9 protein-coding genes are annotated in these 12,844 nt (G+C 49.7%); 4 read left to right on the top strand and 5 right to left on the bottom strand.

All coding sequences use genetic code 11. The annotated features are described in order from the left end of the window. The first annotated feature begins 4 nt into the window (after window positions 1–4). Window positions 5–2,440 carry a translocation and assembly module lipoprotein TamL gene (gene tamL, locus ACYVFD_RS19330; protein WP_461092083.1) on the top strand — a complete coding sequence of 812 codons (2,436 nt, stop codon included), beginning with the start codon at window positions 5–7 and terminating at the stop codon, window positions 2,438–2,440. A 267-nt stretch (window positions 2,441–2,707) separates the two neighbouring features. Here the strand turns inward: tamL and ACYVFD_RS19335 are convergent, their stop codons facing one another. Continuing rightward, window positions 2,708–3,433, bottom strand: coding sequence for an arylesterase (locus ACYVFD_RS19335; protein WP_461092084.1), 726 nt, complete (start codon window positions 3,431–3,433; stop codon window positions 2,708–2,710). Between the two features lie 139 nt (window positions 3,434–3,572). Here ACYVFD_RS19335 and ACYVFD_RS19340 point away from each other — a divergent pair, with 139 nt between their 5' ends. From ACYVFD_RS19340 to ACYVFD_RS19350, 3 genes are all read left to right on the top strand, one after another. After that, complete coding sequence (locus ACYVFD_RS19340) at window positions 3,573–4,265, top strand: ABC transporter ATP-binding protein (RefSeq protein ID WP_461092086.1); 693 nt, start codon at window positions 3,573–3,575, stop codon at window positions 4,263–4,265. 115 nt (window positions 4,266–4,380) lie between these two features. Beyond that, entirely contained in the window at window positions 4,381–6,882 is a 2,502-nt protein-coding gene (locus ACYVFD_RS19345) for an ABC transporter permease (RefSeq protein WP_461092372.1), read from the top strand. Between the two features lie 65 nt (window positions 6,883–6,947). Next, window positions 6,948–8,558, top strand: coding sequence for a CehA/McbA family metallohydrolase (locus ACYVFD_RS19350; RefSeq protein ID WP_461092087.1), 1,611 nt, complete (start codon window positions 6,948–6,950; stop codon window positions 8,556–8,558). A 2-nt stretch (window positions 8,559–8,560) separates the two neighbouring features. On the opposite strand, the gene ACYVFD_RS19355 is transcribed toward ACYVFD_RS19350, so the two are convergent. The 4 genes from ACYVFD_RS19355 to lpxD all read right to left on the bottom strand — a co-directional run bounded on the left by ACYVFD_RS19355 (window position 8,561) and on the right by lpxD (window position 12,710). Further along, window positions 8,561–9,193, bottom strand: a complete 633-nt coding sequence (locus ACYVFD_RS19355; protein ID WP_461092088.1) for an ABC transporter ATP-binding protein — start codon at window positions 9,191–9,193, stop codon at window positions 8,561–8,563. 89 nt (window positions 9,194–9,282) lie between these two features. Next, entirely contained in the window at window positions 9,283–10,077 is a 795-nt protein-coding gene (gene lpxA / locus ACYVFD_RS19360) for an acyl-ACP--UDP-N-acetylglucosamine O-acyltransferase (RefSeq protein ID WP_461092089.1), read from the bottom strand. Between the two features lie 109 nt (window positions 10,078–10,186). After that, complete coding sequence (locus tag ACYVFD_RS19365) at window positions 10,187–11,581, bottom strand: bifunctional UDP-3-O-[3-hydroxymyristoyl] N-acetylglucosamine deacetylase/3-hydroxyacyl-ACP dehydratase (RefSeq protein ID WP_461092090.1); 1,395 nt, start codon at window positions 11,579–11,581, stop codon at window positions 10,187–10,189. Window positions 11,582–11,681: 100 nt separating this feature from the next. Continuing rightward, window positions 11,682–12,710 carry a UDP-3-O-(3-hydroxymyristoyl)glucosamine N-acyltransferase gene (gene lpxD, locus ACYVFD_RS19370; RefSeq protein ID WP_461092091.1) on the bottom strand — a complete coding sequence of 343 codons (1,029 nt, stop codon included), beginning with the start codon at window positions 12,708–12,710 and terminating at the stop codon, window positions 11,682–11,684. Window positions 12,711–12,844 lie beyond the last annotated feature (134 nt).

Genomic DNA, 12,844 nt, shown 5'->3' on the forward strand with positions numbered 1-12,844 from the left:
CGTTATGAGATTCCTATCTACGATACGTTATTCATACACCGTTCTTCTCAATTGGACCAATCCACTAAAGGGCGTTCATTATACCAACTATCGTTTACGATCAGTTCAGGCTTTCTTCTTTTTGCTTTCCATTTGGTTATTGAATGCCTGCAACATAGCCAAACATCTGCCCCCAAACGAGCGGCTCTACATGGGAACGGATGTAGTCATTCATGCTGATTCGACTGTTTCCAAAGACGAGCAAAGCGGTTTACAGGAGCAGTTAGAAGGCATGGCCCGTCCTCGGCCCAACAAACAGATTTTTGGCTATCCCTATAAAGTAGGGCTTTACTATTTGTTTGGGGAGCCCAGAAAACCGAAGGGATTCCGGTCCTGGTTTCGGAATAAGTTTGGTCAGGAGCCCGTACTGGCCAGTGCCAAAGCCATTACGTCGAACATTCCTATTTTTAAGGCTACCTTGCAGAATCAGGGCTATTTTGGGTCGGATGCTACGGGCAAACTGACCGAGGATGGCTACAAGGCCAGAGGTGTTTATGACGTCGATGTAAAGCAACGATTTTACATCGATTCAGCGGGGTTTCTGGTCGATTCGACTCCTGTGCGTAAAGCCCTCCTGGCAGCTGCCCGACGAACAGTGATAAAAAAAGGCGATCCTTATGTGTTCGACAACATCAAGCTAGAACGGGAACGCATTAGTCAGTCCATTAAGCAACGGGGCTTTTATTATTTCTTACCCGATTACGTAGCCGTTCTGGCCGACAATGATACGGCAACGCATAAAACGAAGGTCTATTTTGCAATTAAGCCCGACATACCTGAAGCGGCTGCTATACCCTATTATATTCGCGATGTATTTATTTACTCCAACTATAACCTATCGACAGCCCGGAACGACACCAATCGGCGACGCGCTTATGAAACAGAACAGCGCTTCCGCGTTATCGACTCGACCCGTCGATTCGACCCCAAACTTTTCCGCGACATTGTGACGGTGCGGCCAGGAGACCGCTACAGCAGTCGGATGCAGGACTTAACGCTCTCCCGGTTTATCAACGTAGGTGCGTTTAAGTTTGTCCGCAATCGATTTGAACCTGACCAACAGAGTGACTCCGCCGTACTGGATGTGCACTACTATCTCACACCCTATCCGGCCAAATCCGTGCGGGTTGAATTAGATGGGACATCTCGTTCCACAAATTTCAATGGAACACAGGTTGTTCTGAGCTGGCGTAACCGAAATGCGCTTCACCGAGCCGAACTGCTGACGGTCAATGCCAATGCCGGTATTGAATATCAGGTGGGGGATGGAAGTGAAGGGATTACCAACTATCGGCTGGGTGCGGATGCCACCCTGAGTTTTCCGCGTCTGGTCTCGCCTTTCCGGTTTCGGTACGATCAGCGACAAGCCCTGCCAAAAACCAATGCAACAGTAGGTTACCAGACCATTATCCGGGGAGGGCTCTACCGCATTAATTCGGCACAAACTACGTTCGGCTACGCCTGGCGTCAAAATCAGTCAATTGAACATGTCTTTCAGCCATTCAACATCAACTACGTATACGTCCCATCCAATAGCATAGGTGATCGGGTCTATGATATTTTAACCGACACATTAACAGATGCCATTATCAAACGGCAGTACCTGAATATCATTGGCTCTAACCAACTCATACTCAGCACGCTGTATACGTTCAATTACAATACACCAGCTCGCTCTGTATCTCCCAATACATTTCGCTTCACGGCCAATGCGGAGGCTGCCGGTAATCTGGCCAGTTTACTCTTCCATAAACAAGTAATAAACGATGATCGAAATGGGATATTTGGTGCTCCTTATGCCCAATACCTTCGATTTGATGCCGATTTTAGATATTACCGCCGTCTAACGCCTAAAATTACGCTGGCTAACCGCATCTTTGGGGGGATAGGGATTACATACGGTAACTCAAACAATAGAATGTTGCCGATCACCAAGCAATATTTCGTAGGTGGCAGCAACAGTATCCGGGCATTCCGGCCCAGGGCTATCGGACCCGGCTTGTTCACGCGCGATACCCTGCGTAACGTCCCATTGTTTCAGGATGGGGGTGGTGATATTAAGCTGGAAGCCAATACCGAATTACGCGCCAAATTCAACAAGTTCCTCGAAGGAGCCGTTTTTGTAGATGCTGGCAATGTATGGTCGTATTCCGATGTGGATACGTTCGGACCCGAGGCCAAATTCTCCAATAATTTTCTGAAGCAAATCGCGATAGGCGCAGGGGTAGGGATTCGTCTGGATTTATCGTACTTCCTGATCCGCCTTGACCTGGCAACGCCCTTGCGAAAACCCTACCAAACCGACGGCAACGAATGGGTAGTCGATAAGATGGCGTTTGGCAGTCCCGATTGGCGAAAGCAAAACCTCGTCCTCAACATCGGCGTTGGTTATCCGTTTTAGTTTTTTAGATTAAACACAGAGCGGTCCGTCGTCACGGCAAGAAGTATAGAGAGTTTTTCATACCAACTTAAACGTTTATTCCAGTAACTTTTTTGTCATCCCGACGCAGGAGGGATCTTCGGGAAATGCGAAAAAATAAGTATCTCCGAAGATCCCTCCTGCGTCGGGATGACAAAAAAGTACCGTTATGGCTCGATTAGGAAAAGTTTAAACAGGCTCTTTCTTAACTCTCTATACTTCTTGCCGTGACGACGGACCGCTCTGTGTTTAATCTTTCTCTTTTTCCAGCACTGGCTTAAGTACGTTCCAGACGGTATTCGCTACGATTTTATGGCCTTCGGGTGTGGGATGGATACCATCGGGTTGGTTCAGTTTGGGAATGCCGCCGACACCTTCGAGCAGGAACGGAATCAACACTGCTTTGTTCTTATCGGCTAGTTCTTTAAATAACTCCCGAAACTCTTTTGTATAGGTTGTTCCCATGTTGGGTGGAATCTGCATACCGGCCAGCACAATCGTAGCGTCCGGGCTTTTCTTCCGAACCGTATCCATAATGGCCTGCAAATTTTGTCGGGTAGCGGTGAGTGGTAAGCCTCGCAGGCCGTCGTTGCCACCCAGTTCGAGCACAAACACGGCTACCGGCTGACGCATCACCCAGCTAATGCGGCTTTTTCCACCCGCCGTAGTTTCGCCACTCAGCCCGGCATTCACTATGGTATAGTTCAGTCCAGCCGAATCAATCTTCTGACCAACCAAAGCCGGGAAAGCCTGCGATGGCTCGACACCGTAACCAGCCGTCAGGCTATTGCCATAGAACAAGACAATTTGTTTTTTGGACGGAGCTGTTGGCGCAGCCGTAGACGCTTTAGCGGTGCTATCACCTGTGCCTGAAGTGGTTTTGGTATCAGATGAACCGCAATTCCAGACCGTTAAGCAAACGATCAGGCCGCTTATCACAGAAAAGGCCGTTTGTCGATTCAGACAGAACTTCATTGTTTTTAGACGGGTTAATACGAAACACATCGGACCGCCGAAGCGGAGACGCGGAGAACATCAGGAGAAGTACTTGAAACTCTGTAATCTCCGTGACTCAGTGTTCATTACAAAAGTCGTATCAACCGTTTTTTGTTCCATGAGTATCCTGCACGTCGAAAATCTTACCAAAACCTATACCAGCGGAGGCCGCGAGCTAACCGTACTACATGGCGTCAACTTCACACTTGAACCGGGCGATACGTTTGCCATTGTTGGCCCGTCGGGCAGCGGCAAAACGACTTTATTAGGGCTGTGCGCTGGCCTGGACCGGGCATCTTCCGGCAGCGTTTACCTCAACGACATTCGGCTGGATACACTCAGTGAAGACCAACGAGCCGCCATCCGCAACCAATATGTAGGCTTTATCTTTCAAAATTTCCAGCTTTTACCCACGCTGACGGCTCTCGAAAATGTAATGGTGCCGCTTGAGTTACGGGGTGAAAAAGGAGCTGCTAAAACCGCTCAGGCACTGCTGGATCGGGTCGGTCTGGGGCAGCGAGGACACCACTACCCTACTCAGCTTTCAGGCGGGGAGCAGCAACGGGTTTCGCTGGCGCGTGCCTTCGCCAACCGTCCCAAACTTCTCTTTGCCGACGAGCCAACCGGCAACCTCGACGCGGATACCAGTGCTACCGTTGTCGATCTGCTGTTCGAACTCAACCGCGAAGCAGGCACCACCCTCGTTCTGGTCACCCATGATATGGAACTAGCCTCCCGCACGCAACGGATCATCCGAATCAAGGGCGGAACGGTCGTTAATCAATTGGTGAATGAGCGATTGAGTGATTGAGCGAATTGCTGACGCACGCTTTTTCGCTCAATCACTCATTCACTCAATAAACATGGATTCCCCACGCTTTCATACTACGCTCCTCCCCCAGCCCGGAACGGGTTGGCTGTTTCGGATGGCCTGGCGCGACAGTCGCCGGAGCCGTCAACGGCTGCTGCTGTTTATGTCGGCCATTGTGCTGGGCATTGCGGCTTTAGTAGCTATCAATTCCTTTGGTGATAATCTGGCCCAAAGTATCGACGATCAGGCCCGCGAACTGCTGGGTGCTGACCTGACCATTTCGTGGGCTCGCGAACCCTCTGCCAAAACGGGGAAGCTCTTAAAAACAATTGGTCGCGACCGGGCGTATGAAGTATCCTTCCCATCGCTGGTATCGATCCCGAAAACGGGCGGTGTACGGCTGGCACAGATCAAGGGCCTTGAAGGCGCTTTCCCCTATTATGGGACCTGGGAAGTCCAACCCGCATCAGCGATCCAGTCGTTTCGACAGGCAACCAGTCGAGTAGCTTTGGTGGATGATGGACTGCTGGTTCAATTGGGCGCTCAACCCGGTGATTCGGTAAAAGTTGGAAACCTGAATTTCCTGATTGCCGGACGCGTCACCAAAACGCCGGGACAGGCTGCTGTGGCGGCTACCGTAGCCCCCACCGTCTTTATACCGAATAAATTTTTGGCAATTACGGGCCTGCTCCAACGGGGTAGCCGGATTGCTTACAAATACTACTATCAATTCGCTCCCGGTACCGATGTCGAAAAATTCATTAAACCGCTTTCGTCACAACTGGACAAGGAAGGGCTTAATTATGACACTGTAGCCGGGCGTAAAAAGCAAACCGGACGTGCTTTTGGTGATCTAACCAAGTTTCTAAGTCTGGTCGCGTTTGTCGCTTTACTGTTAGGGTGTGTGGGCGTTGCCAGTGCCGTTCAGTTATACGTAAAAGAGAAAATCGCATCGGTGGCTATTCTCCGAACACTCGGTACCAGCGGACGGCAAGCCTTTTTGATTTACCTGTTGCAAACGGCGATAATGGGCTTTTTAGGAGCCGCCATTGGTGCGTTGGTGGGCTCAGCCATTCAGTTGATTCTTCCCCGCGTATTCAGTAATTTTTTACCGATCACCGTCGAAACGTCATTATCCCTTCCAGCAATTCTGGGTGGTATAGGAACGGGCTTATTGATTTCCGTTCTGTTTTCGCTATTACCCTTACTGGCCATTCGAAACGTATCACCTTTACGAGCCATTCGTAACTCCTACGAAGATGATCTGAGCGGACGCGATCCATTCCGCTGGCTGGTGTATTTGCTGGTGGTTGGGTTCATTGTGGGCTTTGCCTATCTGCAGACACGAAATCTGATGCTGGCGATTGGCTTCACCGGTGGTTTAACACTGGCGTTTGGTATACTGACTGCACTGGGTTTAGGGCTCATCTGGCTGGTTCGCCGATTTTTTCCTGTTTCCTGGAGTTACGTCTGGCGGCAAAGTCTGGCCAATCTCTACCGGCCCAACAACCAGACGCTGATCCTGGTGACGTCGATAGGACTTGGCGCATTTTTAATTGCCACACTTTACCTTACGCAAGGGTTACTGTTGGGTCAGGTCGAACTGTCGGCCAGTGGCAAGCAACCGAACATGGTTCTGTTCGACATTCAGAATGAGCAGCTTGGCGGAGTAAAAAAATTGGTAGCCGCGCAGAAATTACCTGTTTTGCAGCAGGTACCCGTCGTAACGATGCGTTTGTCGGATATTAATGGCAAAACGGGTAACGTCAATCCAAAAGACACCACATTCAAAATTCCTAAATGGGCCTTTACCCGCGAATACCGGGTTACCTACCGTGATACATTGATTTCGTCGGAGAAGTTAATCGCGGGAAAAGCACCGTACCAGGCCAATGGAACTATCTATATCTCCGTAGAGAAACCATTCTTCGACCGGATGCACCTCAAACTGGGTGATACATTGAACTTTAATGTTCAGGGCGCTCCCATTCAGTCTATTGTTGGCGGCACGCGCGAGGTCGAGTGGAACCGGGTACAAACAAATTTTCTCGTCGTCTTTCCGTCGGGTGTGCTGGAGCAGGCCCCCCAATTCCATGTGCTGATGACCCGAGTTCCCAACAATCAGGTTTCGGCCCAGCTTCAACGTGGACTGGTTAGTCAATTTCCCAATGTTTCGGCTATTGATCTGGGACTTATTCTCAAGACCGTAGATGAGATTCTGGGGCAAATCTCGTTCGTTATCCAGTTTATGGCCTTATTTAGCATTCTGACAGGCTTATTGGTTTTAGCCAGTTCTGTTGTTATCAGCAAATACCAGCGCCTGCGTGAGAGTGTGCTGTTACGTACGTTAGGTGCCAGCCGGGAGCAGATTTTAAGCATTACCGTACTCGAATATGGCTTGCTTGGCTTATTGGCGGCTCTCTCAGGCATTCTGCTGTCTATAGGTGGTACATGGGGGTTAGCCCGGTTTGTGTTCGAAGTACCTTACAAACCCGCCGTTGTGCCACTGGTCGTGGTAACTGCGGTTGTAACTGTAATGACTATTCTAATTGGTGTATTTAACAGTCGGGAAGTGCTGTCAAGACCACCACTCGATGTATTGCGGGCAGAGGGGTAAACTAAACTATTGTAGGGGCTGCTCGCATAAACGTGTAAATTGCTAGCCATTCGAACTTAATTCCTATGGCTGGCTTAATCATCTGTCGGCAACGGCTAAACTGGGCCGTTATCCTGGCGGCTTTACTGTTTCTGAACGCACATGGACAGTCGGTTGGACGATTAACAGTAACCGTGCTTGATGCGGCAACGAGCAAGCCTACTCCTGTTCGAGTTCGGCTGACGCGGAATGGCCATCCTGTAGCATCACTCCCACCCGAAGCGGTTGCGGTCATGTATGGCCTATGGGATCACGAAGATGGGTACGGATTCCAGCCCGACAGTTCGTTCTATGTAGCCGGTCAATTTGGGTTGTCTCTGCCTCCGGGCACATATGAATTATCACTTTCCAAAGGCTCCGAGTACCTAAGTCAGAAACATACGCTGGTGAGTACCGCCAGAAAAACGGTTCAGAAAACGGTTCGACTGGAACGATGGATCAATATGGCTGCCAAAGGGTGGTATTCGACCGATGGGCATATTCACCTCCGGCGCTCCCCTCGCGACAACCCGTACATTGCGACCTGGTTACAAGCCGAAGAAGTGCATGTGGGTGCATTCCTGCGCATGGGTGATTTCTGGGAAACCTATTATCCACAATATGCGTATGGCGACAAAGGCGTTTATCAACAGGGCGACTACTTATTAACCAGTGGGCAGGAAGATCCGCGAACTTCGGAATTAGGACACGTCTTTGCGTTAGGCGCTGCCAACCGTGTTCGAAAAAGTAGTCGTTATTACTTCTTCGACGAAGTGTTTGATAAAATCCATCAGCTTGGTGGCATTACAGGCTATGCGCATCAGGCCGAAACGTTTCATGGCTACCGGGGCTTAACCCTCGACGGCCTGCGAGGAAAAGTCGACGCCTTCGAATTGCTTCAGTTCTGTGTGGATGCGCATCCACTACATATCGAACACTATTATCACCTGCTTGATCTGGGCATTCCACTCATCGCAACGGCAGGGTCCGATTTTCCCTGGTGTGGGCAGGATCATGGTCATGGGCCGGTCGAGCATTCGTCACGTATCGGCAATGCGCGATTTTATACCTATTTAGGGGCGGGTAAGAAACTTTCGTTTTCAACCTGGCGTGATGCCGTAGCGGCTGGTCATACGTTCGTATCGAGCGGGCCAATTCTTGATTTAACCGTAGCCAATGCCATTCCGGGCGATCGTTTGGATCTTAAAAAAGGGGCGTCTGTACCTATTACGGTTCATGCGTATGGCCATGATGGTCAGGTGCTACTCGATACACTGGAACTGGTGAGTCATGGTAAGGTTATTGGCCGGGTAACAGCCCATGAGCCGGGACAATCGACTCACCATCTATCCATTCAATTGACTTTACCCAATCTCGAAAGTGGCCGATGGATTGCCGCCCGCTGTTCGGCAGGCCCTGGTCAGGCAGCGCATACAACGCCCGTTTACCTCACTGTTGACGGAGATGGGTTTTATAATCGGGAAACCGCCAGTCACTATCTGGACTTGAGCGAAAAGTACCTGACCGAAATCGAACAACAGTTTACACCCGACCCTACCAAAATCGATCAGCAGGCCTGGAAATACAAAGACGGCTTGCAGACCCGAATTGCCGAAACCCGACGGGTCATTAGTGAATTACGGAAGAAACTAAAATAGGCTTACTTCCACTGCGTAATGTCAATCACATTGCGGCAGAAGTCGTATTCCTCAGGCTGGTTGGAGCCAATTAGCAGGAGTTTTGGGGAAGGATTTGCCGGATTGATCAATTGCTGGATTTGCTCGTGATACCAGTTCATACCCTGACGATCCAGATTCGAAGTAGGCTCATCCAGCATAATAATCGGCGAATTGGAGAAAAACGCCAAGCCAAGTTTCACCCGCTGCTTCATTCCCGACGAAAAATACTTGATCTCTTTATCGCGGGCGTGGGTCAGCAGCAGTCGGTCGGCGATAGATTCGAGGGTATAACCATCGAGGAACGGCTTAAACGTCTGGTGAAACGTCAGCAATTCATCCAGCGTCAATTCCTCAACCAGCTCCAGGTATGGTGCGGCTATCGAAATGTACCGAAACCAGTCGTCGGCTTCCAGCGTCTTGCCCTGCATCGAATATGTAAGCGTTCCCTCGGTGATGGGCAGGCTACCGGCCAGTAACTGTAATAGGGTAGATTTTCCGCTGCCGTTGGGTCCGACAAACGTATAGCTATTCCCGGCGGAAAGCGTCAGTTCGACCCGCCGAAAAATCCATTCTTTCCGATATTTCTTGCCGATTTTTTCAGCAACGATGTGCATAAATGATAATGTAAAATGGATAATGAACAATGTATAATGATGTAGTCCTAGTCATTATACATTGTTCATTATCCATTATTCATTAAATCTTACTCCCGCTCTCCATTTGCGGATGGGCCGCGCATGATGCCTCGTTCGGAGCTACGGATAAAGTTCACGATTTCATCACGTTCGTCCGAAGCCGGTAGTTCCAGTTCGATCTGGGTCAGTGCATCAGCGTTATTTAATCCGCGCAGATAGATATAGCGGTAAATTTCCTGAATCTGGTTGATCTGTTCGTTTGTATAACCCCGCCGACGAATACCCACGGAGTTAATGCCTGCGTAAGTCAGCGGCTCGCGGGCTGCCTTGGAATAAGGTGGTACATCTTTTCGAACCAGTGAGCCACCCGAAATAAACGCATGCGACCCGATTCGGGAGAACTGCAACACGGAGCTAGATCCGCCAATAATGGCCCAATCGCCCATATGTACGTGGCCCGCCATCTGCACATTGTTGGTAATGATGCAGTGATTACCGATCCGGCAATCATGCGCTACGTGCGCATAGGCCATGATCAGGCAGTTTGCCCCAATTTGGGTTTTCCAGTGTTCTTCGGTACCCCGGCTAATGGTCGCGTACTCACGAATCGTCGTATTATCCCCAATGAAGGTCCGGGTATATTCATTATTGAACTTCAAATCCTGTGGCGTTGCCGAGATAACCGCTCCAGGGTAAATTTTGCAGTTACGGCCAATACGAGCCCCCTCATTAATAACCGCATGGGAGCCGATCCATGTTCCTTCGCCAATTTCAACGTCCTTGTGAATGATGGCAAATGGTTCAATCACTACATTCTGCGCAATCTTCGCTTCAGAGTGAATATATGCTAACGGTTGAATCATACTTCTTTAAATGATGAATTATGAATTATGAATGATGAATGACAGCTATGGGCATGTAGTCACACCCATTCATCCGCACAGGCGGCCCTGATTCATCATTCATAATTCATCATTTTTTCTTTACCAGGCTGGCAATCATATCGGCTTCGCAAACGAGTTGGTTGGCTACGTAGCCACGACCCTGCATTTTCACAATGCCGCGCTTCATGGGCGACGTAAATTCACACCGGAATATCACGGTATCGCCAGGAAGCACATTCCGCCGGAAACGGCAATTTTCAATACCAACCAGAAATGGCCAGTAATTCTCAGGATCGGGAACGGTACTCAAAACCAGAATACCACCTGTCTGCGCCATGGCTTCGAGCTGCATCACACCGGGCATCACCGGATTGCCGGGGAAGTGTCCAGGGAAAAATGGCTCATTCATCGTCACATTCTTGATACCAACCACACTGTTTTCGTCCAGTGCAATGATCTTGTCGATCATCTGGAACGGATACCGGTGAGGCAGCAGCTGCGATATCCGATTGATATCCAGCACAGGAGGCTGCATGGGGTCGTATTTAGGCACCTGGTTGGCTGCGTTTTTCTGGATGAGTTTCTTGATTTTTTTGGCAAAGGCTACATTGGCCGCGTGGCCGGGCCGGGCTGCCAGAATCTGCGCTTTGATGGGTCGACCGATCAGAGCCAGATCGCCCACTACGTCGAGCAGTTTATGGCGAGCCATTTCGTTCGGGTAGTGGAGTTGCAGATTATTCAGAATACCCGCCTGCTTGTTTACACTCACCTTCGGTTTATGCAGCAGATCGGCCAGGTAATCCAGCTCACCATCCTGCACATCCCGATCTACAATGACTATGGCGTTGGTCAGATCGCCCCCTTTGATCAGGTTCTGCTTATACAACGCTTCGAGTTCATGCAAAAATACGAAGGTACGGCTGCTGGCGATCTGTTCAGGAAACTGACTGATGTCGTTCAGATATGCGTGCTGGCTGCTGATGACCCGTGAGTTGTAATCGACCATCACCGTCAGCCGATAGTCGTCCAGCGGCAGGGCGGCTAATTCAATATCTTTCTCCGCATTTCGATAATGAACGTACTCGTTGACTTCAAAGTAGTTACGGGTGGCATTCTGCTCTTCAATCCCGGCATCCCGCAGGGCATCGATAAACTGGATGGACGACCCATCCATGATGGGAGGTTCTGGACCATCTAACTGAATCAGGATATTGTCGAGCTGAAGACCGACCAGCGCAGCCAGTGTATGCTCAACCGTATGGATACGAGCTCCACTCTGTTCAATGGTCGTTCCGCGCGAAAGATCGACCACATTATCCACATCGGCATCCACAATGGGTTGTCCAGGCAGATCAACACGTTGGAATTTATAGCCATGGTTGGTCGGCGCAGGCAGAAAGGTCATCGTGGCCTGCACACCCGTATGGAGTCCCACTCCCGATACCGAAACGGCTTTCTGAATCGTCTGTTGTTTGGTATTCATTTCTTATCAGCTTACAGTTCACGGTTTACAGTTTACGGTGGCTGATGCGAGAACAGTGCGGGCGTCAATCAACCGTAAACTGTAAACCGTGAACTGTAAACTATTTTTCGTTTTTCTTTTCCAGTTTAAACACTCTTTGTTCCAGGTCAGGGAGCCGACGGAACACCGCCAGCGAGCGCATACTTTCTTTCAGCCCAAAAGCGGGTGAACTGTTGAGTGACGTTCCTTCTTCTTCCACGCTCTTTCCAACGCCCGACTGGGCGCCTACTTTAGTTCCGTTGGCAATAGTCAGATGCCCGGCGAATCCAACCTGACCGGCAATCACGCAGTTATCACCGATTTTGGTAGACCCCGAAACACCCGTCTGGGCGGCAATTACTGTATTCCTGCCTATTTCGACATTATGGGCAATCTGTATCAGATTATCTAATTTGGCCCCCTGACGGATAATGGTCGAACCCATTGTGGCGCAGTCGATAGTCGTGTTGGAGCCAACGTTCACATTGTCTTCCAGAATGACATTGCCGAGTTGAGGAATGGTTTTATAGGTTCCATCGGGTTGGGGTGCAAATCCGAATCCTTCGCTGCCAACGACCGCATTAGGATGGATCACGCAGTTTTGCCCGATCACGCAATTGTCCAGAATACGAACCCCTGGATGGATAATGGTATTATCGCCAATCCGAACATTATTGCCGACGTAAGCCTGAGGGTATATTTTCACATTTCGACCAATCTGGCAGTTCCGGCCAACGTACGAAAACGCTCCTCGGTAGGCTTGTTCACCCATCTGACTTCCCTCACCAATATAAGATGGCTGTTCGATACCAACCCGCGAAAAAATTAATTGCTTGTGGTATTCTTCAAGCAGTCGGGTGAAGGCAGAGTAGGAGTTTTCTACAAAAATCAGCGCCGATGAAACCGGCTTTTTAGGCTCGAATGATCGGTCGACAATCACCGCCGAAGCTCGGGTTGTGTATAAATGTGGTTCGTATTTGAGGTTCGACAGAAACGAAATATCCCCTGGTTGCCCCTCTTCAATTTTAGCTAACCCAGTGATTGCCAGCGATTCATTTCCGGCGACTTCGCCCCCCAGCAGTGTGGCAATCTGCTTGACTGTAAACTCCATATATGTATGACGGCCGTCGCAAAACACCCATTATAGCCGGGTATTCAGGGCGCTAAGGTAGCGAACAAATTGCACTTTTCCGCAATTGGTTAACCGGTTAATTGGTCGATTGATTAACAAGATAGACTACTACT

Source organism: Spirosoma gilvum, assembly GCF_054776815.1.